This window comes from Streptomyces sp. NPDC046261 (assembly GCF_040646235.1).
In the GTDB taxonomy this organism is placed as follows: domain Bacteria; phylum Actinomycetota; class Actinomycetes; order Streptomycetales; family Streptomycetaceae; genus Streptomyces.
This window is the reverse complement of sequence record NZ_JBEYZU010000022.1, coordinates 38734-62527: the sequence shown is the minus strand read 5'-3', so window position 1 is coordinate 62527 and position 23794 is coordinate 38734. Positions and strand designations below refer to the sequence as shown.

The following is a 23794-nucleotide window of genomic DNA, read 5'->3' as shown; positions in this document are numbered from 1 at the left end:
TCCCGAAAGCCTGGCCGGCCGGGATGCGGAGCGGGGGGTGCGGTCAGCCGTGGGCTAAGCGCGGTCGCCTGTCGGACAAGTCCATGCCGTGAATGGTGTGAGGCGCGTAAGGGCGTCGTCAAGAGTTTACGGATATTTGATTTTCCGGTGGGCTCACGCTAGATCTGCGCTGGTCAGGGGCCAGACTGCGGGTGGGGTATTACCTCGTTCATCGTGCATGTGGGGGTCCTGCCCAGTGGTGAAGGGACTCCTCCGCATTCAGCGCCCGATACAAGATGTGAACGCCCATTCACTCCCGCGTGACATACGCCACAGCTACTCCGACGGGTGTCCGGAAGATCCCGAAGGCAGTCCGGCGGGCGTGGGGCGGCGACGGGGGTGCGGCAGCCGGGCCCGGCCGGCGAGGCGCTCCTGGAGGCAGGCGTGCCGGAACTGGTGGACGGGCCCGACCTGGCGCAGCACCCCGAGCCGGTGCGCGTCGGCGAGGAACGCCTGCGGGCGCCACGGCAGCCGCCCGCGGGCGGCGAGCAGGAGGCGGGCGAGGGTGTAGTGGGGCCAGGCGAAGGCGGTGAGGGCGAGAACGAGGCCGGCGGCGCCGGCCACCGGCAGCTCGGCGAGCAGGAGCCAGGACAGATAGGAGGCCGCCTCGAGGTGATCGGCGAGTGCTCCCGGCGTGACGACGGCGACGTCGGCCAGCGTGATGAGCACCGCCCCCGCCGCGCCGTTGACGAGGGCGATGAGCCGGTCGGCCCGCAGGGACTCGGCGGGGGTGACGACGTCGTGACGGGGCGCGGTGCCCACCGTCACCCACCGCACGCAGGCCAGTACGGTTCCGAAGAGCGCGCCGATGGTCAGCCCGGCCGCCCAGAAGGTCCCCCACCGCACGTGCGGCTTCGCCGTGGGCAGGAGGCCGGTGACGACGTAGACGTTGAGGGCCGCGACGGTCAGGAGGGCGACGCCGGCGACGACGAGGACGGCGCGCGGCAGGCGGCGGCGCCAGTGCGGCGCGGTGAGGCTGCCCCGGCTCGGCGCGCGCGGCGGCACCGGTGTCCCCGCGGCGTAGAGCACGGTGAAGTAGATCAGCCCCAGGACGCTGAGGTCGGTGGCGACGAGCCGGGCGAGCTCCCCGGCGCCGGAGAGCGGGTACGTACCGAGCGCCACCCTCTCCACGTCGTGGACCAGCACTCCGCTCACCGCGACGAGAGCGGCCGCGCCGAGCCGGCGTCCGGCCATGCGGGGTGCGGTCGCGGCCCACGCCGCGACGCACTGCATGCACCACAGCGCCACGCCCTGCTCGCCGGCCGCGGACAGGATGTAGGCCGTCGTCCACGCCGGGGCGTCGACGGCCGCCCGGTGCGCTCCGTACGCCAGCAGCGTCAGCGCGATGGCGCCGGCGGCCCACAGCGCCGCACGTGCCCAGGTCCGGCCGAGGGCGGGCAGCCACCGGTAGAGCTGCCACCACGCCAGGTCGTGCGTCCCCTGCCGGCGCAGTCCGGCCGCCAGGTGGGTCAGGTAGCGCTGGGCGCGGACGGGGTCCCAGCGGCGCCCGGCGGGTGCGCGGCGGTGGGCGCGGGCGTAGAGGGTGGGGATGAGGGCGTCCAGCAGGTGGTGCTCGATCGCCACCGGCGTGGGGAAGCGGGCGGTGTCCGCGAGCTCGGCGGGGTCTCCCCCGCCGTCGGCGTACACGGCGCGGGCCAGGGCGACGACCAGCGGGCCCGTCAGGGCCCGGGCGGCGGGTCCGTCGGGGTGGCGGGACAGGTGCGTGGCGAGGGCGTCCCAGCGGTCCTGGCCGGGCCCGGGCGGGGTGGCCAGCCGCAGCAGGGCCAGGGTGGCGTCGGCGCGCAGGGGTGCGGGGGCGACGACCGCGGCGCCGGCCAGGACGCCCGCCTCGGCGACCGCGGCGGCGTAGTCGGCGCTGCGGCAGGTCACCACGAGGGGTGCGTGGGCGTCGAGGGTGTCGTTGAGGGAGGCGAGGGCGGCTGCCCGGGCGGAGGCGGGCAGCTCGTCCAGGCCGTCGAGGACCGGGAGCACCAGGCGGTCGGCGAGCAGGCCCTCGATCACGGTGCCGCCGTGGGTACGGGCATCGGCCAGCGCCGGGTAGTCGGCGGCGATCCGGCGCCGGAGCCAACCGTGGACGCTCTCGCGCGAGGGGTCGAAGGAGGCGAGGGAGAACAGCACCGGCACGGGTTCCCCGGCGGTGCGGTCGCGCAGCAGGGCGAGGGTCAGCAGCACCGTGAAGGCCGTCTTTCCCGAGCCGGCGGGCCCGAGCACCACCAGCCGGCGGCGCGGGAGCCCGCGCAGGGCCGCCGTCAGCTCGTGCGGCGCGTCCGCGCGGCACGAGATCGGCTCACCGGTCAGCGGGCGGTGGTCGGACAGGCCCGGAGCGAGGCAGTCCGACCACAGGACGGGCAGCGGGGCCGGGTCGAAGAGCTGGCGGAGCACCGCCTCGTCCTCCCACTGCCGGCGGACCAGGGCCGCCAGCGCGTCCGCGGCGGCTTCGGTCCGGGCGGGGTCCGCGGGCGTACGGCCGGGGCGCCCGGCCCACACCGCCAACAGGCCGAAGAGACCGGTCACCGCTGCCGCGACGGAGCTGGCGGTCCCGGCGACCTCGGGGTCGGCCGGCAGGATCCACGCCAGCGCCAGGGCGATGCCCAAGGCGGCACAGAGCCCCCACGTCAGCACCCATTTCCACCGCATGCCCCGGCCCCCCGTTCCCGCCGGGCCGCCGCCGCCCGGCACGGGGCCAACGATCAGGGCCTGCGAGCGGTCACGGCGTAGGGGCCGGGGCGGTCGTCACCCCCGGACGTCACTTGACGGCGGTGCGCTTCTGCCACTGCTCCCAGGTCTCCTGCCAGACCTCGAGGCCGTTGCCGACGTCGGTCTTCTTGGTGCTGGAGGTGCCCTTGACCTCGACGGTGGCGCCGATGGGCAGGAAGTCGTAGATCTTCTTGGCGTCGGCGGTGGTCATGCCGAAGCAGCCGTGGCTGTTGTTCTCCACGCCGATGGAGTTGTTCCAGGGCGCGGAGTGCAGGAAGGTGCCCGAGGCGGTCAGGTAGGTCACCCACTTCGAGTCCAGCTTCCACTGGTTGCCGTAGCCGATGGTCGCGGAGTCCATCGTCTCGGCGGCGTTCTTGCCGCGCACGGTGTGGATGCCGCCGCGGGTGGGGTCCTGCGGGGAGCCGGCGGATCCCATGATGTGGCCGACGGCGTTGCCGTTCTCATACATCGTCAGCTTGTGGGCGGGGACGTCGATGACGGCCTTGCGGTCGGGGCCTATGGTGAAGTTCCAGGCGTAGTTCTTGGCGAACCAGCCGCCCTCGCCGGTGTCGATGCCCGTCAGATCGCCCTTGACGGACACCTTGGTGCCGGCGGGCCAGAAGGTCTTCGGCCGCCAGTCGATGCGGTCCTGGCCCGAGTAGTCCGTCACCCAGCCCCAGGCGCCCTCCACCTTCGGCTCGGAGGTGACCTTCAGGGCCTTCTCCACCTCGGCGCGCTTGCTCTTGTCTATCTTGTGGTCGAAGAGGATCGACACGGGCATGCCGGTGCCCACCGTCTCGCCGTTGCCGGGGGCGTTGGTGAGCTTGTTGACCTTCGGGGCCGGCTGGGTGGTGAAGGTGGACGAGGTGGAGGACTCCTTGCCCTTGCCGTTCTTGCCGCCCTTGGCCGTGGTGCGCACGGTGTAGGTGGTCTTGGGGCCGACCTTGGTGTCCGAGGTCCACGACGAACCGTCACCGGCCAGCTGTCCGCCGACCTTCTGCCCCTTGTCGTCCTTGACCTCGACGGCGGTGAGCCGTCCGTCCTCGGCCTTCACCGATATCGGCGCGCCGAGCGCGACCTCTTTGCCGGCGGCCGGGGTGACGGTGACCTTGGCCTCGGTCCCGGACCCCGAACCGCCCGAGCCCCCCGAACAGGCGGAGAGGACGAAGGAGCCCATGAGGGCGGATGCCAACAGGACGGAGCGACGGCCCGCGACGTGCACGTGAGTCGACCTTTCTCGCAGTTTCTTCGGTGACGCGGCGGGTCACGGCCTTGCCGCCGCCGGTACGCTCCGACGCCCCCCACCACACCCCTACAGATGACCTGCACGCTTGTACGGTTGCACGCCGAAAGAAACATTTGTACGGCCGAAAGCCCCTTGGGAGGTTTCAGGACGTCCTCACGCGGACGTCCGGCGGCCCGCGGGCCACCAGTTGGCGCGCCCGGCCAGCGACATGATCGCGGGCACGAGCAGCGCGCGGACCAGCGTGCAGTCGAGGGCGACGGCCACCGCGAGGCCGAAGCCGATGAGCTGGAGCAGCACGAGGTCGCAGGCGGCGAGCGAGGCCATGACGACGGCGAAGACGAGCGCGGCGGAGGTGAACAGCCGCCCCGTGCGCTGCAGACCGACGGCGACGGCGAGTGGGGTGGGCGTGCCCCGGCGGTGTTCCTCGAGGATGCGGGAGAGGAGGAAGACCTCGTAGTCCATGGAGAGGCCGAAGGCCGTGCAGAACATCACGGCGGGGATGATGACGTCGGTGGTGGCGGGGCCGTTCATGGGCCCGAGCACCGCCTCCAGGCAGCCCTGCTGGAAGACGGCGACGATGATGCCGAACGTGGCCGCCAGACTGAGGGCGTTGAGCAGGACGGCCTTGACGGGGACGAGCAGGCTGCGGGTGTAGGCGAACATCAGCACGAGCGTGGCGGCCACGGTCAGCAGCATGGCGAGCGGCAGCCGGTCGCTGAGGGCGTGCTCGGTGTCGGTCAGCCGGGCGCCCGGGCCGCCGACCAGGGCGGCGGCGGGGGCGGGCTCCTGGCGCAGGCGCTCCGTCAGCCGGCGGCCGTCCGGGGAGAGGGGGGAGTCCGTGGTGGGGGTGACGCTCAGCCAGGTCCCGGCCGGTCCGGTGAAGCCGGCCGCCCAGGGCCCGGCGGCCGCCGTGCGCCGGCCGTCGCGGTAGACGCCCGTGGCGGTCCGCACCTGGCGTACGCCCGGCAGCCGGGACAGCCGCGTGGCGTAGGTGTCCACGCCGGACGCGGAGGCGGGCAGCGGGTTCGGGCCGGGGAGCGCGGCGGGCGGCAGGGCGGGCCCCGGGGGTGCGACGTGAACGTCGGGGAGGACGACAGTGGCCGCGCTGCCGCTGTCCGACGCGAAATCGGTGCGCAGGCGCTGGGATGCCTGGGCCACCGGCGAGGAGTCGGGCAGGATGCGGTCGTCGTACATGCCGAACCGAGCGCCGGCCCCGGGCGCGGCCAGCAGGCCGAGCAGCAGCAGGGTGCCGAGGGTGACGAGCACGGGCCGGCGTGTCACCCACACCGCCAGGCGGTACCAGCGGCCCTCGGCCACCGGCCGGCCCGTGCCGCCCCGCCAGCGGGCGAAGATGTCGCAGGAGTTGACGCGTGTGCCCAGCAGCACCAGGAGTGCGGGCAGTACGAGCAGCGCTCCGGCGGCCGAGCACAGGGCGACGGCGGCGCCGCCGAGGGCGAGGGAGCGGGTGAGGGTCAGCGGGAAGACCATCAGCGTGCCCAGGACCGCCGCGATGGTGGTCGCGGAGAACGCCACGGCCCGCCCGGCGGTGCGCACCGCGCGTTCGACGGCCTTGACGGGCGAGGCGCCGTCGGCGAGTTCCTCGCGGTAGCGGCTGACCAGCAGCAGGCAGTAGTCGACGGCGAGGCCGAAGCCGAGGGCGGTGGCGATGTTCAGCACGAACACCGAGACCGTCATCGTCTCGCTCAGCAGCCGCAGCAGGGCGGTGGTGGTGACGACGGCGAAGGCGCCCACCGCCACGGGCAGGAGCGCGGCGACGAGGCTGCCGAAGACCCACAGCAGGATCAGCAGGACCAGGGGCGCGACAATGATCTCGGCGACCATGGCGCCGTCGGTGCTCAGGCGTTCCATCTCGGAGAACAGCGCGGCCTCGCCGGCGACGGAGACCTTCAGCGGTCCGTCGCGGCCGGTCTCGCGTGCGGCGACGGCCTTGCCGGCGGCCAGCACGGCCCGTTCGTCGCCGCTGAAGCGCACGGCGATCAGGGCACTGTGCCGGTCGCGGCTGCGGAGCTCCGGGGTGTGCCGTGGCCAGTAGCCGTGGACCCAGGCGGCGTGGGGGTCGGCGGCGAGCCGGCTCGTCAGCGCCTGTCCGGCGCGGACCGCGGCGGGGGCGTCGACGTCCTGCTCGGCCGTGGCGAGCAGCAGCAGGTGCGGCTGTCCGGCGCCGAAGCGGGCCGCGAGGAAGGCGTCCGCCCGGGTGGACTGCGCGTCGGCCGGGGTCCAGCCGCCGGGTGCCAGCCGCTCGCCGACCCCGTATCCGCCCACGGCGGCCGCCAGGGCCACCAGGACCAGCAGGAGGAGTGAGACGAGGGCACGGCGGGACGTTCCGTAGGCCGTACTCGCCCAGAACCTTCGGCGTGGCTGATGGAGGAGCATCACATGGGCGTCCTTCGCAGGGTGGGACCGGGCCGCGCGCATTCATAGAATAGGAATACGGATCGGATTTCCAGCATGTCGCACCGTTGTCGGCGCGGCGGCCGCGAAATCGTGGCCGGGCGGCCCTGTTGGGGCAAACGAGTGAGCGTTCGGAACTTCCCCGACGGCCCTCAGTTACCCAGGTGACTTGTCCGCGGATACGCGGGGAGATATTCACCGATCGAAAGGCTGGCACGTGCTCAAGAAGGTTCTCACGACGGTTGCCCTCACGGCTTCGGCAGTGGGGTTCATCGCCGGCCCCGCGTTCGCGAGCGTCAACGACGAGCAGAATGTCGCCAACGGCAACGACGCCAAGACCTCGTACGGCAGGACCGAGACGGGCGGCAAGGAAAGCCCGCAGATGACCGCCGTTCAGGGCTCGCTCAACAAGCTGTGCATCGGGATCGGCAAGCTGGGCGTCCAGTCGCTCATCGCGCTGATCAACGTCGGGGTCCAGGACGTGCCGATCCTCACGTCCCAGCAGCAGCAACAGTGCACCGACAACTCGACGATCAATGATGGCGACGACCCGCTGAGCCACCTCATCAACGAGATCCCGATCGTGTCGGGGAACGGCTCCGGAAACGAGAACGGCCGGGGCGAGCACCACGAGGAGCACCACGAAGAGCACCACGAAGAGCACGGCGGTCACTGAGTGGTGTACGGGTAGTCAAGACAGGGACGGCATCGCGCCGGCCGGCCTTTCCCGGGCCGGCCGGCGCGGTGCGTGCGGGGGCTGTTAGCGTGCGGGTATGTCCGAGATCATTCCCCCGGCCGGCGAGGCCGCGCCCGCGGCATTACCGGCCTCCGATTCACCGTTACGGACGCTGTTCTGCATAGGCGTCACCCAGGAATTCTTCAGTGCCGACGACGCGGAACGCGCTGCGGTGGCGGCCGCCATTCCGCCCGCGTTCGACCGCCTCGCCGAGCGCTTCGGCCTCCAGGTGCTCGGCACCCTCGACGACGATCAGCTCATGGTCGGGGCGACCCCTTCGTGGCCGTGGATGTCGTACATCCTCGCCGACGTGCCCGATCTGCCCACCGTCTCCCGCGTCTGCGGCATCGTCCGTGACACCCCGGTCGGCACCGGGCGGCTGTGGCGCTACCTGCGGATCGAGGCCAGGGTCGGGCGGCCGCTGTTCTTCGGCACGGCCTGAGGGAGCGGCAGATGCTCGACACCCGACTGACCGGTCGTACCGTACTGATCACCGGCAGCGCCCAGGGGCTGGGCGCCGCTCTCGTGCGCGCCTTTCACGCCGAGGGTGCCAGGATCGTCGCCGTGGACGTCGACGAGGCCGGCAACCGGGCCCTGGCCCGGGAACTCGACCCCCAGGGGGAGCGCGTCCTGCCCCTGCGCGCCGACCTGCGCGACCTCGACGCGGTGGCCGGGGTCTGCCGTGCCGCGGAGGCGTGGTCACCCGTCGACGTGCTGGTCAACAACGCGGCCCGGCCGCTGGCGAAGTCCCTGTGGGAGACCACGCCCGAAGAGTGGGACGACGTCTTCGCGGTCAACCTGCGTGCCGCGTTCTTCCTCACCCGCGCCGTCGCCACCGGCATGCGCGAGCGGGGCTTCGGACGCGTCGTCAACATGGCCTCCATCGCCGGTCAGACCGCCCGGCCCACGGGCGCGGCCTACGGCAGCTCCAAGGCCGCCCTGATCGCCCTGACCCGGGTCTTCGCCACCGAGCTGGCCCCGCACGGCATCACCGTCAACGCGGTCTCCCCGGCGATGGTCGACACGCCGATGGTGCGCTCCATCGACGCCGACGCCCTCGCCCAGCTCACCGCCCAGGTGCCCCTCGGCCGGATCGCCACCCCGGACGAGGTCGCCCGGCTGTGTCTCTTCCTGTGCTCGGCCGACTCGTTCATCACGGGCGCGACGTACGACATCAACGGCGGTGCCCTGATGCGCTGAGGGCCGGGGCCTCGCTCAGTCGTGCTCGTCGGCGAAGCGGCGTGCCAGTTCGGTGCGTGAGCGCAGGCCGAGCTTGCGGTAGACGTGGGTCAGGTGCATCTCCACCGTCTTGGTGCTCAGGAACAGGGCGGCGGCGGCCTCCCGGTTGGTGGCGCCGCTCGAGACGGCCAGCGCCACCTGCATCTCCTGCGGGGTCAGGGCCTGGGCCTGCTGGGCCGCCGGGGGCAGGTGCTTGGCCCCGGTGGCGCGCAGCTCGGCCAGCGCGCGGCCGGCCCACAGCCGGGCGCCCATGGCGTCGAGGCCGGTGTGGGCGGCGCGCAGCCGGGCGCGGGCCGCGGAGAGCCTGCCCTGGCGGCGCAGCCGCTGCCCCCACGACAGCTGGGTGCGGGCTGCCTCCAGGCGCAGGCCGACCTGCGTGTAGCCGGTCACGGCGCGCTCGAAGAGCTCCTCGGCCTCGTCGCCGTCGGGCGTGGTCAGGGCGCGCAGCCGGGCCAGCCCCGCGGCCTGGCCCGGCAGGCCGGAGGCGATGTCCTCGGCGAGGGTGCGCTCCAGCGCGGCGGCCAGTGCGTGCGGCAGCCGGTGGCCGCCGCGGGCGTGCGCTTCGGCCACGTCCATCGCCCCGGGCCAGGTCAGCAGGAGCGCGGAGGAGCACATGCCGAAGTAGCCGACGTCCGCGACGTGGCGCAGCGCGGTGGCCGTGTGGCCGAGGGCGAACTCCAGGGCGGCGAGGGCCTCGTCGATGTAGCGGGCGGAGGTGGTGCCCAGCTGTTCGCCCAGCCGCCGGGCCTCGGCGGCGCTGTGCCGGCAGTCGGCCTCCTCGCCCCGGTTGGCCTGTACGTAGGCCAGGACCGCCATGCCGCGGTAGTGCCACAGGGGGTTGCCGGTCTCGCGGCCGAGGCGGGTCGATTCGGAGGCCGCGGCATAGGCGGCGCTCAGCTGTCCCGAGCGGACCTCCGCGACCGCGGCGATGTGCAGGGCGTAGGGCAGCATGCCGAGCTCGGCGTCCGCGCGCAGCCCTTCCACCAGCGGGTCGAGGATCCGCTTGGCGGCCATCGGGTAGCCGGCGCGGACGAGTTCGTGGGCGGCGTGCACGGCGTGCTGGCCGCCCAGGCCCTGCCCCCGCAGCAGTTCCTCGGTGCCCACCGCCTCGCCGATCAGCCGCGCGCCCCGGAGGGGGTCGCCGCGGGCCAGGACGCTGACGCCGGCCAGCAGCCGGGCGAGTCCGGTCATGGCCCGGTTGGCGGAGCCCCAGCCCGCGGCGGCCACGGCGAGCTCGGCGGCGGCGTCGAAGTCGTTGCCGACGTAGGCGGCGAGCACGGCGTCGAGCTGGCGCTGGACCGCCACCTCGACGGCGGTGGTGCGGTAGCGGGCGGCGGAGTCGGCGAGGCGGCGCAGGGCGCGCCGCGGGTGCCCGAGGAAGAGCTCGATGCCGCCGAGCACGTACTGCGCCTCGGCCGCCCAGTCCCCGTCCAGCCCGTCGACGGTGGCCTCGGCCACGAGGTCGTGGGCGCGGTGGAACTGTCCGGCGAACCAGGCGGCGGCCGCCGCCTGGAAGCGGCAGCGGGCGTACCGGCCGCGGTCGGCGGCGAGTTCGGCGGCGCGCTCGTAGCTCTGCGAGGCGACCTGGTAGGCGCGCTTGTCCCGCATGCGGTCGGCCATCCGTTCCAGCTCGGCGGCGACCTCCTCGTCGCGGCCGACCACCGAGGCGGACAGGTGCCAGGCCCGGCGGTCGGTGTGTTCGGGCCCGGTCAGGGCGCGGGCGAGGGCGCGGTGGGCGGCGCGCTGCTGCGCGGGTGTGGCGACCTCCACGACGGCGGAGCGGACCAGCGGGTGGGCGAAGACGATGCGCCGGGCCTCGATCGTCACCAGGCCGTCGTCGTCGAGGTCGGTCACCGCCTCGGCGGGCAGGCCCAGTTCGCGGGCCGCGTCGGTGACGGTGTCCACGTCGGTGTCGGTCAGGGCCGCCAGCAGCAGCGCCGTGCGCCGCTCGGCACCGACGGCGGACAGGCGGGGGGCGAACAGTGCTGTCGTGGCCCTGCCGACCGGCAGCGGCAGGGGCAGGGCGGCTGTGCCGGCGAGGTGCTCGGCGTCGAGCAGGCGGGCGAGTTCGATCAGCGCCAGCGGATTGCCGCCGGTGTCGCGGACGAGCCGTTCGGCGACCTCGGCGGCGACCGGGCCCTGGTGGGCGGCCACCAGGTCCGTGGCGGCGGCCGCGTCCAGTCCCCTCAGCTCGAGGGTTTCCCACTGCGGTGGGGCGACGCGGGTGCCGATGATGACGGCGATGCCCTCGCGGTCGAGCCTGCGGGCGGCGAACAGCACCGCCTCCGCCGACGCGTCGTCCATCCGGTGGAAGTCGTCGAGGGCCAGCAGCATCGGCTGCCGCTCGGCCGCGGCGGTCAGCAGGCCGAGGGTGGCGGCGGCGACGGCGAAGCGGTCGCCGCCCACCGCGGGGCCCAGCGCCAGGGCGCCTCGGAGCGCCGCCGCCTGCACGGGCGGCAGCCGGTCGATGCCGCTCTCCCACGGGCGCAGCAGCGCGGACAGGCCCGCGAAGGGCAGCTCCCGCTCGGTCTCCGGCGCCCTGATCTGACGTACCTGCAGGCCGGTCGCGGCGGCGACGGCGTGGTCCACCAGTGCGGTCTTGCCGACCCCCGGCTCGCCGCACAGCACCAGCACGCCGCTGCGCAGCCGGCGGGCGTCGTCGAGCAGTCGGCCCAGGCGTTCGCACTCGGCCTTCCTCCCCCATAGCACTCCACCGAGGCTAACCGAGCGGGAGACCCCGAAGGAAGGAATGTGACAACTGGTACCAAATGACATTAGGGGGAATCACGCCCGGGCGGCCCGCCGGAGGCGCGTCGCCTCCGGCGGGCCGCTCCCTCCTCAGGGACGCGGCGCGGGCACGTAGTCCAGCCCGGCGGGGAGGCGGACGCCGGCCTGGCGGAGTGCGGCGAGGCGGGTGTGGAAGGCCGCGCCGGCCAGCAGGTGGTGGGCCACGTCCGCGACGTGCCGGCCGGCCGGGTCCGCGAGGTAGGTGTCGCGGGCCCAGTCGTTGAAGCCGCCCAGGGCCGGGCCGGCCCAGATCTGGTAGTCGGCGGCGCGCTCCGGGTCCCCGCCCACCGCCCACTTCGAGGACAGGCCGAGGTACCAGCGGAAGGTGAGCGCCATGCGCCGCCTGGGGTCGGCGGCGGCCCGTTCGACGACCCCGGGGTCCCGGTCCGCGAAGAAGCGGACGACCTCCGTCCAGACGTCGTCGAGCGGCCGGCGGAACACCTGGCCCTCCAGCCAGGCCCGGTCCTGGCGCGACAGCTCCTCCACTCCCCCACAGCTCTCGTACAGCCGCCGCAGCCGACGGGCGCGCTGGGGGAACATCGTGCCCCTGCTCAGCACCTGCACCTGCGCCCCGAGCTCGAACATGTAGCCGGACGGGGCCATGTCGAAGTCGCTGATGCCGGCGGTCGCCAGCAGGCGCCTGGTGCGCTCGGCGGTACCGGCCTCCACACAGGACTGGTTGACCGAGCCGGTCACGACGTAGTCGGCGCCCAGCGCGAAGGCGGCGGCCACGGCGTGGGGCGTGCCGATGCCTCCGGCGGCGCCCAGCCGCACGGGCGGCAGGTCCGGGTGGCGGCGGTGCAGTGCGTCGCGCTGCCGGGCGAGCACGGGCAGCAGCGCGGCAAGCGGCCGCCGGTCGGTGTGGCCGGCCGAGTCCGCCTCCACGGTGAGATCGTCGGCCATGGGCACCACCCGGGCCAGGTCGGCCTGTTCGGCGGTGACGAGCCCCTGGGCGAGCAGGCCGGCGACCGTCTCTCCGGGCGGCGGCAGGAGGAAGCGCCCGCACACCTCCGGCCGGGACGCCTTGGCGATCACCCGGTTCGCGGCGTACGGGCGGCCGTCGGCGTCCCGGCGCAGCCCGGCGACCCGGTAGCGCACCAGGTGCGGGGTCAGGTCGAGGTACGCCGAGGCCTCGACGCAGCGCACCTTGTGGTGCAGGCACAGCTCCACGACCGCGCGTTCCAGTGCCGGTTCGGCGGGCGTGTGCAGCAGATTGACCGCGTAGGGCAGCGTGGGGACGCGCGCCCCGAGCCGGACGAGGGCCTCGCGCACCGCGTGCGGAGGCAGCCCACCCGCGCCGAAGGCCGCGAGGAAGCCGGCCCGGGCCGCGGCGGCGACGAGCTCGACCGAGGAGATGCCGCCGGCCATCGCGCCGGCCATGTAGGCGGTGCGTACCCCGTGCGCGGCCCGGAAGTCCGGCGAGCCCAGGCTCCTGGGCGGCAGCGGGCCGAGGGAGGCGATGACCCGCCGCCCCGGCACCGGGGCGGGGGCGACGGTGGGGCCGGAGTCCGCGGCGACGACGTACAGGCTGTGCTCCAGGCGGCCGATCAGGGTCCTCAGGGACCCGGGGCCGGTCGCCGGCGGTTCGGGGCGTATCGGTGTGCGTTCGCGGGTCTTCATCGTTCCCCCAGGTGCGTGGCGACGGCGAGGTCGGTGAACTCGTAGATGCGCAGCGCGCCGTTCCACACGCTGCCATCCGCGATGACGAGGGACTCGAGGGAGGGGTCCCGGGCCTCCTTGATGTGCAGCTCCAGCACCAGTTCGCGGTCGTGGGGCAGGATCTGTCCGCGGTAGCGCCAGGTCAGCGGCGTGCCCACGGGCACCGCGAACGTCAGCGGGCCCGGCCCGTCCGCGCCCCGGGTGTGCCGGGCGAACTCCCGCAGGCAGCGCAGCGCGGCCTCCACGCCGAGCGAGCCGGGCATCACCGGGTCGCCGTGGAAGTGGCAGGGGAAGTACCAGTCGCCGGCGTCGATCGGCCGGCGTGCCCGTACGTGGCCGAGGCCGTGGCGGCCGCCGTCGCGCACGATGTCCACGTGGTCGACCAGCCGCAGGCGGTCGCCCTCCTCCCCGGCGACGGACAGCCGTTCGACGGCCGTGACCGGGTCCGCGGGCTGCCAGGGCGGGACGGTCCTCCCGCCGTCGAGGCCGGCCTGTTTGGCCAGCGCCCTGGCGTTGAAGTAGCCGAACAGCGACTCGCCGCGGTAGAACTCCCGGCCGTCGGCGCTGAGCCGGTAGCGGAAGGTCTGCAGGGTCGCGCCGAGGGTCTGCCGGGTGGCGAGCAGTTCGGATTCCTGGCGGATGGTGCGCCCGCGCAGGTCCGTCTCGCGCAGCAGCACCGCCGTCCCGTCGAGGTTGCGGATGACGAGGTCCTCCTGGGGCGTCAGCAGGCTCGCGCCCAGGTAGTAGCCGGTCAGGACCGCCGACTGCAGGGAGCTCTCCTGGAGCACGCAGTACGGCATGCCCGGATGGGCGGGGTCCGCGTAGTACCAGGCGTCCGGCGGTACGTCGTACTCGGTGACCATGCGGGCGCCGCTGAGCTGTCCCCGTTCGCCCGTGAACTCCATGACGCGGTCCACGAACCGGAAGTCCCCGCCCGGGATGCGCGGGGCGAGCCGGTCGCGGTAGACGGCGAATTCCGGGCCCATGGCCAGGCTCAGGTCGCCCTGGGCCAGGTGGGCCATGTGCAGTTCGTTCGCCAGCGCCGGCTCGCCCGCGGCGTTGCGGCGGCCCAGGAAGCGGGCCGGGCGTCCGCCCTTCTCGATCCGGCAGGGTGTGCCGGGCTTCTCCCGTACCCGCAGGGCGAGGTCGCGCAGGCTCAGGATCGGCTTGTCGCCGTCGTGGACCATCACGTCGGCGACGATCGTGGGCCGGGGCAGCATCGTCACCTCGGTGATCTCCGCGACGTAGCGCAGCTCCCGCGTCCCGGGGCCGACCTGGCCGCGCAGCGTGCAGTGGGTGCGCCGCCCGGGTGCGGGCTGGAACTCGGCGTCGGGGAAGACCAGGTGCAGGCCCAGGTGGAGGGCGTAGACCTGGAGCAGTTGGGCCGCGCCCTCCAGCATCAGGGTGCCGGGCATGACGGGGTCGCCGGGGAAGTGGCAGGCGAAGAACCAGTCGTCCGGGGCGACGGCCCGGGTGGCGGTCAGCCTGCCGAGGGCCCGTGGGCCGCCGGTGCGCTCGATACCGGTCACCGCGTCCAGCATCAGGGCCTGTCCGGCGGGCAGCCGCACGGACGGGTTGAGGGCGTCGGCCGTCCGGTCCCAGGCGGGGCCGAAGACCGCCGCCGCCTCGCCCGCGGCGAGCCGTTCGAGGTCGGCGCGTGTCAGCTCGGTGCGAGCGGTGCGCGCCAGCGGGGTGAACGAGGCGCGGGTCATCTCCTCGCGGCGCCGTGCGTCGAGCCGGGTGGGCACGATGCCGAGCGGGTCGGCGAGTTCGGCGTCGGTGAAGAAGCCGGCGCAGTTGTCCCGCATGTGGAGGAACAGCTCGCTCCCCCGGTAGCCCCGGCAGTCGAAGAAGAACAGCAGCTTGTCGTCGTCGCGGACGAGCCGGCGGATCTCCAGCTCGTAGCGGACGGTCTCCCCCGCCCGGGGCAGGTCCCCGTGGAAGACGGTGCTGCCGCCCAGCAGCCGGTACTTGCGCCGCCCCTTGTCGTGCAGGTCGACGCCCATGTAGCCGATCAGCACCACGCTGGCCTGGGCGGCCTCCAGGGTGGTGCAGAAGGGCGCCCGCCCGTCCACGGTGAACATGTCGTCGGGGACGTCGTACTCGACGGTGATGCTCGATGGTTCCAGGACGCCGGGGGTGGCCCGGATCGCGGTGACGCGGGACAGCACCAGGTAGGGCGGCGCCGGCGGCCGCAGCCGGTGCGGCAGGGTGTCGGCTTCCGCGAAGGCGGGTCCGAAGACCGCGGCGACGCTGCCGGTGGCCAGTTCCTCCAGTTCCCCTCGGCCCCACACCACGGGTGCGGGGCGTGCGACGAGCTCGACGTCGCGCAGCTCGGCCAGGACCTCGCCGGCGGCGTCGGTGGCGGTCACCGAGCAGCGGGCGCCGCCCGGGGTGGTCCGTACGTCCTCCACGGACACGGCGAAGGGCGCCCCGGACGGCAGGGGACGGTGGATACGGAACTGGCCGATCCGGCTCGGTAGCGCCCTGATCCCCTCGCGCCGGTACAGCCACACCAGGGGCGCCTGGAGCAACTGGTCGGCGAGTACGGGGCTGTAGCGGGGCGTGGCGCAGGCGCCGTCGGCCAGGGGGGTGTCCCGCAGGGCGCACAGGAAGGTCATGTCCGGGCCGTCGTCGGCGAGCAGAGCGCGGATGCCGCGCAGGGCGGGTCCGTGGAAGAGGGCGCCGTCGGCGTAGGGGTCGGCCGGCTCCGCGCCGTCGAACGCGGGCGGCGCCGTCCGGCGTGGTGGGGGCGGGGCGGGCTCGCCGGTGTCCAGGACGGCTCCGTAGCGGGGCCGCCCCCGGTCGTCGTGGACGACGGCCCGCAGGCCGCCCCCGGCGTGCGGGGTGAGCTCGAAGGTCAGTGCCGTGGGCGCGTCCGCGTCGCGCACGACGCCCTTGAACACGGTGACGTCCCGCACGCCGGTCACGGCGGTGCCCGGCAGCACCTGTCCGGCCACGTCCAGTACGGCGCCGAGCGCGGCGGTCATGGGCACGACGGGGACGGAGTCGACGCGGTGGTCGGCGAGGACGGGGTCGGTGAGCAGCGGGGCCGTCTCACGCCGGACCCTCAGCCCGCCGTCGGGCAGCTCGCGCCGTGCCGGCGGCGGTGACCAGGGCGCGGCCGGGCCGATCACGCAGACGGTGTCCCCCGGGCGCCGCCGGTCGAACTGTGCGGCGAACAGCTCGGCCCCGTCCGCCAGGGGGATGAGCGGGACGCCGCGCTCGGCGAACATGCGGGCCAGTTCGGGGGTGACCATGCCGCCTTCCCACGCGCCCCAGTTCAGGGCGGTGACCCGCGCGGCGGGGTGGGCGTCCTTCAGGGCGACGGCGAGGTGGTTGAGCGCCTCGTTGGCCATGGCGTAGTCGGCCTGGCCACGGTTGCCGAAGAAGCCGGCCACGGAGGAGAAGAGCACGACGTGCCGGAGCCGGTCCGCCTCGACGGCGGCCAGGACCGCCCGCAGGCCCAGGAGTTTGGGGCCCAGGACCCGGTCGGCGTCCTCGCCGCGCTTGGCCGTGATCAGCTGGTCGGCGAGGACGCCCGCGCCGTGCACCACGCCGGTGATCCGCTCGCGGTGCGGCCGCAGCGCCGCGCCGACCGCTTCGGCGTCGGTGACGTCGACCGGCAGATAGCGCGCCTCGGCGCCCGCCTGCCGGACCGCCGCCACGGTGGCGGCGATCTCGCGCTGGGCGGTGATGTCGCGGTAGAGGCGTTCGACCTCGCGGGGCGCGGCGGTGGCGCCGGCCGCGCGGGCCCGGTGGGCGATCTGCGCGCGCAGGTGCCCGGCCGGTACGTCCGCGGCCCACTCGTGGCCGGCGGTGAGCGGGGTACGGCCCAGCAGGAGCAGTCCCGCGCGGTGGCGGCGGGCCAGGGCGACGGCGCACGCGGCGGTCACCCCCCTGCCGCCGCCGGTCACCACCAGCAGGTCCCCGGGGCCGGGCTCGGGCACCTCCTCTTGCGCATACGGTGCGCGGTCGGTGAGGACGGTCCGGTGGCGGGTGGCGCCGGCGTCGTAGCGGACGCGGTCCAGGGCTGCGCGCGGATCGTGGAGTTCGGCCAGGAGCAGTGCGGCGGCGGTGGCCTCGTCGAGGGCCGCGTCCAGTTCGACCGCGCGGCAGAACAGGGTGGGCGCCTCGATCGCCAGGGTCCGCACCAGGCCGGCCAGCCCGCCCAGGGCGGCGGCCGCCGGCTCGTGCGAGGTGCGGACGACGGTGAGGAAGGCGGCCCTGCCGTGCCGGGCGGCCGTCTCCAGCAGCGGCTGGGTGCGGCCCGCGAGCAGCAGGGCCTCGCGCAGCCGCGTGGCCGCCGTGCCGAAGCCGTCGGGGTGGCCCGGCGCGTACAGGACGAGGTCCAGCCGGTCCACGCCCCCGGGCACGTCGTGGCCGTGGTGCACGGTCCAGCCGGCGGCGGCCAGCCGCTCGCCGAGCGGGCCGGTCGTCTGCGGGGCGTCGCCCGCCAGCAGCGCGACGGGGTGGTCGCCGTACGCGCCTTCGAGGCGGTCCGGGGCCGGCAGCGGGATCGGCCGCGCGTGGTGCAGCGCGATGCCGAGCCCGCGCTCAGCTTTTGGGTGGGGGCCCGCCTCCTGGGCGCCGGTGACGAAGTCCACGATGTCGTCGAGGGAGCGCAGTTCGGCCAGCGTCTCGGCGCCGACGACCGCGGTGGCGGGGAACCGCTCGCGCAGGGTGCCCATGATCTCGACGCGCTTGATGGAGTCGATGCCCAGGTCGGCCTCGATCTCCATGCCGCCCTCGAGCATCTCCGCGGGGTAGCCGGTCTTGGCCGACACGATGTCCAGCAGCTGTCCGCGCACCTCGTCGGTGCCCGGACCGCCGGCTTCCGGTTCGGCGGCGGGCGGGGGTGGCGGGGCCACCGGTGCGGGCGGTGCCGGCAGGGCCGGCGGCGGTCCGGTGACGGCGGCGAGGTGCGGGCGCGACCGTACGACCGGAACGGGTTCGGCCACGCTCCGCGGAGCGGCCTCGGCCACGGGCGGACCGGGCTCGCGGTGGGGCAGGCCGCGCAGCGCCTCCTCGTGGCTGCGGCAGACGGCGACGCTGTGCTCGGCGAGGGTGGCGAGGGCGCCCAGCACGGATTCCCGGACCTCGCCCCGCATCTCCTCCTGGAGGACGTCGCCGATGCGCTCGGCGATGCGGAACTGCCCGTCGAGGAAGGTCCGGTGCAGCGCGAGGTGACCGGTGTCCTCCGGTCCGTTCGCCGCCGCCGGGCCGGGCTCGGCGCGGATGGTGTAGCCGTTGTCCAATGCGTCCTGGTACGCGCGCCGGCGCTCGGCCGGGACGTGATTGGTGCCGCTCAAGGGGATCGTTCCTTTCCTCGCCGCGTCGGCGTCCGTGCTGGTGGTGGGCGGGGTGAACCCCTTGAGGGGCAGTCCGAGGACGGCGAGACGGGCCACGAGTTCCTTGAGCGCCGCGTCCCCGTCCCCGCCGGGGCCGGGATCGGCGTGCAGGACGGTGACGGAGTCCCGGCCGGCGAGGGTCTGCCGCGTCAGGCCGGCGAGCACCGCCTTCGGCCCGAACTCCACGAAGACGCGGAACCCGTCGGCGTACAGCTCCTCCAGGCGCGGGGCGAAGTGCACCGGCCGGGTCAGCTGCTCGGCCAGGACCCGGCGGTTGGCCGCCGCGTCCGTGCCGTACCGTGCCCCTTCGGTGGTGGCGAGGACGGGGAAGGCCGGTGGATGGAAGTCCGTCCGCTCCAGCGCCTCGGCGAACTCCCCGGCGGCGTGCGCAACATGGCGGGTGTGGAACGCGGCGGCGACCGGTAGCCGTCCGGCCCGCACCCCCTCGGCGGCGCAGTGCGCGAGGAACTCCGTCACGGCCTCGGTGGCGCCGCCGACGGCCGTCTGGGCGGGCGCGTTGCGGCCGCACACCACGACGTCGGGCCGGCCGGCGAGGAGCTCGGCCACGCGCTCGGCGCCGGCGTGCACCACGGCCATCGTGCCGGGGTCGGGCAGGTCGGCGGGGCGGCGGGCCATGGCCCTGCCGCGGGCGGCGGCCAGCCGCCGGAAGTCGCGGTCGCCGAGGCTTCCCGCCGCCCACAGCGCCGTCAGCTCCCCGAAGCTGTGGCCCAGTGCGGCGTCGGCGCCGAAGCCGAGCCCGGCCAGATAGCGGTACTGGCCCGCCGCCAGGGCACCGATCGCCGGCTGGGCGTACTCCGTCCTGCGCAGCGCGTCCTCCTGTGCGGCGCGGGCCGCCGCGTCGAAGGCGGGCGGCGGGAAGACGACCGCGCCCAGCGGTTCGTCCCCGGCCACGACGGCCGCCGCCTCGTCGAAGGCGGCCCGCACCTGGGGTACGGCCAGGGCCGTACGGGCGCCCATGCCCGCGTACTGGCTGCCCTGCCCGGCGAAGAGCGCGGCGACCTTGCCCGCGGGCCCACCGGAGCGGCGGTAGAAGACCCGGCCGGCCAGTTCGAAGGAGGGTGCCGAGGTGTCGGAGCGGAGCCGGTCGAGCGCGTCGGCCCGCAGCCGGGCCAGCTCCTCCTCCCCGCGGGCGACGATCGCCAGCCTGGCCCGGTCCGGGGCGACGTGGTCGTCGGGGGTCCCGCACGGCTGCCCCGCCACGGCGGCCAGGAGCTCCTCCGGGCCGCTCGCCTGCCAGAGGTACACCTGGGCCGTGTCGTGCCCGGCGGCCGGTTCCCCGGCGGTGCGGGTGTGCTCCTCCAGGACGCAGTGGAAGTTGGTGCCGCCGAACCCGAAGGAGGACACCGCCGCACGGCGCAGCGGGCGGCGCGGCTCGGCGATCCAGGGCCGGCACTCGGTGTTGACGTAGAAGGGTCCGTCGTCGAACCCCAGGGCGGCCCGGGGCCGGCTGACGTTGATCGTCGGCGGCAGCACCTTGTGGTGCAGGCTCAGCGCCAGTTTGATGAGCCCGGCGGCGCCCGCCGCGCCCTTGGTGTGGCCGATCTGGGACTTCACGCTGCCGATCGCGACGCTGTGCCGGCCGGCCGCGGCCCGCTCGTAGACGCCGCGCAGCGCGGTCAGTTCGGTCAGGTCGCCGACCGGGGTGCCGGTGCCGTGCGCCTCCAGCAGGCCGACCTGCTCGGGCCCGAAGCCGGCGGCGGCGTAGGCCCGTTCCAGGGCGGTCATCTGGCCTTCCCGGCGCGGGGCGTAGATGCTCTTGTGCCGGCCGTCGCTGGAGGCGCCGAGCCCGCGGAGCACCGCGTAGATCCGGTTGCCGTCCCGTTCGGCGTCGGCCAGCCGGCGCAGGGCGAGCATGCCGATGCCCTCGCCGATGAGCGTGCCGTCGCCGTCCTCGTCGAAGGGCCGGATGCCGCCGCTGCGGGAGAGGGCGGGCGTCTTGGAGAAGCACAGGTACATCAGGATGCTGTTGTCGGCGTCGCAGCCGCCGGTCAGCATGAGGTCGGCGCGGCCGGACAGCAGCTCGTCGACGGCCATGCGCACGGCGGCCAGGGAGCTGGCGCAGGCGGCGTCGACCGTGCAGTTGATGCCGCCGAGGTCGAAGCGGTTGGCGATGCGGCCGGCGACGACGTTGCCCAGCAGGCCGGGGAAGGCGTTCTCCTCCCACGGCACGAACGCCTTGGCGAACTTGTCCGCGATCTCCTCGGCGTCCCGCTCGGTGAGCCCGCAGCTGCGTACCGCCTTCTTGAGCACCGGCGTCTGCAGCCTGGTGGACAGCGGCTGGATGATCGAGTTGGAGCCGGTGACGCCCAGTACGACGCCGGTACGGGACCGGTCGTGCCAGGGGGCGTCGGTGCAGCCGGCGTCGGCGAGGGTGTCGCGGGCCACGAGCAGGCTGAGCAGTTGCAGGACGTCGGTGTACTCCAGTGTCCTGGGCGGCAGCCCGAACTCCATGGGGTCGAAGGGGACTTCGGGCAGGAAGCCGCCGCGCTTGCAGTAGGTCTTGTCCGGTGCGGCCGGGTCCGGGTCGTAGTGGTCGGCGACGGGCCAGTGCGTGTCGGGGACCTCGCGCAGGCTGTCGACGCCGTGGACGATGTTGTCCCAGAACCGTTCGACGGTCGCGGCCCCCGGATACAGGCCCCCCAGTCCGGTGATCGCTATCGCGGTGCTGTCGTCCGATGCCGTGGTGACGGGCATCCGTTCCCCCTTGCCGTGCATGTCGTGCCGATGGATGCAACGTGCCGATGGGTGGAGCGTGGTGCGGCGCCCGGTGGGCGGTCAGTCGAGCAGGCCGTGGGCCTGGCCGACCTCCCTCAGGGCGTCCAGCGCGTGGTCGATGTCCTCGGGCCGCATCGTGGCGGTCACGGTGAGCCGGAAGCGGGCGCCGCGCACGGGTACGGCCGGGTACATGGCGGTGAAGACGTACACGCCCCGGTCGAGGAGGTCCTTGGCCATGCGCAGTGCGGTCATCTCGTCGCCGATGTGGACGGGGACGATGGGTGTGCGGGTGCCCGCGACGTCGAAGCCGAGGGCGAGCAGTCCGCGGCGGAACCGTTCGGTGTTCTCCCACAGCCGCCGCATCCGCCAGGGTTCGCGCCGCAGGAGGTCCAGGGCGGTGAGCACCCCGGCGACGGTGACCGCGGGCAGGCTGGCGTTGAAGGCGTAGGTGTGGGAGGTGTGCCGGAGGTATTCGATGACGTCGCGGCGGCCGGCGACGAAGCCGCCCACTCCGGCCAGCGATTTGCTGAAGGTGCCCATGAGCAGGTCGGCGGTGACGCCGAAGTGCTCGCAGGCGCCGCGGCCGCCGGGCCCCATGACGCCGAGCCCGTGGGCCTCGTCGACCATGGTCATCGCGTCGTGGCGGCGCGCGAGTTCGGCGATCTCCGCCAGCGGGGCCAGGTCGCCGTCCATCGAGTAGACGCCGTCGACGACGATGAACCGCTTCGGGGCGTCGGCGTTGCGCTCCAGGATGTAGGCGAGCTTGGCCATGCTGTTGTGGGAGAAGATCTTGATGCGGCTCTCGGCCAGCCGGCAGCCGTCCATGATGCTCATGTGGTTGAACTGGTCGGTGACGATGACCGTCTCCGCGTCGCACATCGCCGAGATGGCGCCCAGGTTGGCCATGTAGCCGGAGCTGTAGGTCAGGGCCGCCTCGGTGCCCAGCCAGTCGGCCAGCCGGGACTCCAGCTCCAGGTGGAGCGTCGTGGTCCCGTTGACGAGCCGGGCGCCGCAGTTGCCGGAGCCGAAGCGGTCCAGGGCGCTCTTCATCGCCTCGGTGATCTCCGGGTGCCCGGCGAGCCCGAGGTAGTTGCTGGTGCTCATCACGAGCACGTCGCTGCCGTGCAGCCTGGTCCGTACGTCCTGGCCCGCGGCGAAGGCCGGCTCGAACGGGTACAGCTCGCGTTCCCGCACGTCGCGCACCAGATCCAGCACGGACGCCATGGTCTTCCCGTACGCCTGCGAAATCATGTCCTCAAGGCTGCCGGTCGGCGCCCGGCCGGGACTACGGGAGGAACCCTGGGATGCGCGGACCCCAGGGGTGCGCGGGGCCCGGGGCGGCGGGGTCGCGCTAGCTCATCTTGGGCACCTCGCCCTTGGTGGTGCTCATGTCGATGACGGTGAACGCCGCTTGCTGCTGGTCGGTCAGCGCCGCGAAGCGGCCGAAGGGGCTGTCCATCGGCCCGAACCGCAGCGTTCCGCCGCGCTCGGTCGCCCTCCGGACGGCGGCGTCGCAGTCGTCGACGCCGAAGTAGATGTTGATGTAGGGCGGGATCTGCGGGGGGAAGTCGGCGTCCTTCATCGCCATCCGGCCCATAACGGTGTCCTCGCCCAGGTCGAAGAGCTTGAAGTCGATCTGGTCGTCCTCCATCCGCTTCGTCGTGTAGGGGAAGACGGCGGGGAAGAACGCGTCGGCCATCTGCGGTTCGCGGGTGAAGACCTCGGCCCAGCAGTAGGAGCCGGGCTCACCGGTCTTGTCGAAGCCCTCGTGGCGGCCCGCCTGCCAGACGCCGAAGGTCACTCCGCCCGGGTCCCGGGCGAGCAGCATCGAGCCGAGGTCCCCGATCCGCATCGGTTCCATGAGGAGGGCGCCGCCGTTCTCGCGGATCCTTCCCGCCGTGGCGGTGACGTCCGGGGAGGCGAGGTACAGGCACCAGGCCGACTGCGTCCCGCCTTCCTGGCCGGGCATCGGGGGGACGATGGCGGCGACGGCCTTGCCGTCGGAGTAGGCCTCGGTGTAATTGCCGAATTCCGTCGTGGCCTCGCCGAAGGTCCAGCCCAGTACGTGACCGTAGAAGCTCTTGGCCCCCTCGATGTCGGTGAACATGGCGTCGGCCCAGCACGGCGTGCCTTCCGGTTGTACGGCCATGGCCGCGGCCCCTTCCGCTCGGTGAGTGGTCCCGGCCTTTCCACGCTAGCCAGGGGCGTGCGGGACCGCGAGGCGAGCGCCGGGCGGCCCCTGGCGCCGCCTGCCGAACCCACGACCGAGACACCGTTTCTGCCTCCCTCGTACGGGCGACAGGGCGCTTGTGGGGGCCGGTGCGGGGGCAGGCGTGATACGTCAAAGCCGATGAACGGATAAGAGGTACTTCATGCGTCGTCCCGCCGTGATGACCCTCAAAGCCGCCGCAGTGCTCGGTCTGCTCGACGGGCCGGCCAGGAATCGCTGCCGGCCGGTCCCCTCGCCGCCTCCTCGGCGGGAAGGGGACCGGTGCTGCGAGCGGGAGACGGCGGTCAGCGACCGCTGTCGTGGAGCATGAGGGTGCGCACCATCCGGCAGGTGGTGTCGGAGGGCCGGTGCACGCCGATCTGGGTGGCGACGGCGCGTATCCTGCGGTTCGTCGCCGTGCGCGGGCGGTAGACCCCGGAGTGGAGCAGGGCGATGACCAGGCGCATCGCCTTCAGCCGGCGGTTGTGCGACTCGTACCAGCCGCGCTCCCGCCCGGCGGGCAGGCGCCTCTTCGGCAAGGTGGGGAGGCTCGGCAGGTCGGGAAGGGGACAGGGTGTTACGGCTACGGCCATCGGCATCCTCCTGACGCGGTCCTGCGCTTGTTTCAACTCCCCCCATTTTACTGCCGGGCACTGACAACG

General features: G+C 74.0%; 12 protein-coding genes. 3 read left to right on the top strand and 9 right to left on the bottom strand.

Translation table 11 applies throughout. The annotated features are described in order from the left end of the window. Positions 1-315: 315 nt before the first annotated feature. The 3 genes from ABZ956_RS26935 to ABZ956_RS26925 form a co-directional block, all read right to left on the bottom strand. On the bottom strand, positions 316-2697 hold the full coding sequence (locus ABZ956_RS26935; protein WP_361898824.1) for an NACHT domain-containing protein: 2382 nt from the start codon (positions 2695-2697) through the stop codon (positions 316-318). A gap of 109 nt (positions 2698-2806) precedes the next feature. After that, entirely contained in the window at positions 2807-3979 is a 1173-nt protein-coding gene (locus ABZ956_RS26930; RefSeq protein WP_361898821.1) for an Ig-like domain-containing protein, read from the bottom strand. 177 nt (positions 3980-4156) lie between these two features. Next, positions 4157-6397, bottom strand: a complete 2241-nt coding sequence (locus ABZ956_RS26925) for an MMPL family transporter (protein ID WP_361898818.1) — start codon at positions 6395-6397, stop codon at positions 4157-4159. Between the two features lie 235 nt (positions 6398-6632). On the opposite strand from ABZ956_RS26925, the gene ABZ956_RS26920 reads away from it, so the two are divergent. The 3 genes from ABZ956_RS26920 to ABZ956_RS26910 all read left to right on the top strand — a co-directional run bounded on the left by ABZ956_RS26920 (position 6633) and on the right by ABZ956_RS26910 (position 8351). Continuing rightward, the gene (locus ABZ956_RS26920; protein ID WP_361898815.1) at positions 6633-7091 is read left to right on the top strand and encodes a rodlin; all 459 of its coding nucleotides are present in this window, start codon (positions 6633-6635) and stop codon (positions 7089-7091) included. Positions 7092-7188: 97 nt separating this feature from the next. Continuing rightward, positions 7189-7593 (top strand): hypothetical protein, encoded by a 405-nt coding sequence (locus tag ABZ956_RS26915; RefSeq protein ID WP_361898812.1) that lies wholly within the window; start codon positions 7189-7191, stop codon positions 7591-7593. Between the two features lie 11 nt (positions 7594-7604). Further along, entirely contained in the window at positions 7605-8351 is a 747-nt protein-coding gene (locus tag ABZ956_RS26910; protein WP_361898809.1) for an SDR family NAD(P)-dependent oxidoreductase, read from the top strand. 15 nt (positions 8352-8366) lie between these two features. On the opposite strand, the gene ABZ956_RS26905 is transcribed toward ABZ956_RS26910, so the two are convergent. The 6 genes from ABZ956_RS26905 to ABZ956_RS26880 form a co-directional block, all read right to left on the bottom strand. After that, a complete protein-coding gene (locus tag ABZ956_RS26905) occupies positions 8367-11099 on the bottom strand; it encodes a LuxR C-terminal-related transcriptional regulator (RefSeq protein WP_361898807.1) in 2733 nt (910 codons plus the stop codon). A 129-nt stretch (positions 11100-11228) separates the two neighbouring features. Further along, positions 11229-12797 (bottom strand): PfaD family polyunsaturated fatty acid/polyketide biosynthesis protein, encoded by a 1569-nt coding sequence (locus tag ABZ956_RS26900; RefSeq protein ID WP_361898804.1) that lies wholly within the window; start codon positions 12795-12797, stop codon positions 11229-11231. Then, entirely contained in the window at positions 12794-20902 is an 8109-nt protein-coding gene (locus ABZ956_RS26895) for an SDR family NAD(P)-dependent oxidoreductase (protein ID WP_361898801.1), read from the bottom strand. Before ABZ956_RS26895 ends, ABZ956_RS26900 begins: the two co-directional genes overlap by 4 nt. A gap of 81 nt (positions 20903-20983) precedes the next feature. Continuing rightward, entirely contained in the window at positions 20984-22174 is a 1191-nt protein-coding gene (locus tag ABZ956_RS26890) for a pyridoxal phosphate-dependent aminotransferase family protein (protein WP_361898798.1), read from the bottom strand. 100 nt (positions 22175-22274) lie between these two features. After that, entirely contained in the window at positions 22275-23072 is a 798-nt protein-coding gene (locus tag ABZ956_RS26885) for a VOC family protein (protein ID WP_361898795.1), read from the bottom strand. 365 nt (positions 23073-23437) lie between these two features. Next, positions 23438-23725 carry a hypothetical protein gene (locus tag ABZ956_RS26880; protein ID WP_361898792.1) on the bottom strand — a complete coding sequence of 96 codons (288 nt, stop codon included), beginning with the start codon at positions 23723-23725 and terminating at the stop codon, positions 23438-23440. Positions 23726-23794: the final 69 nt, after the last annotated feature.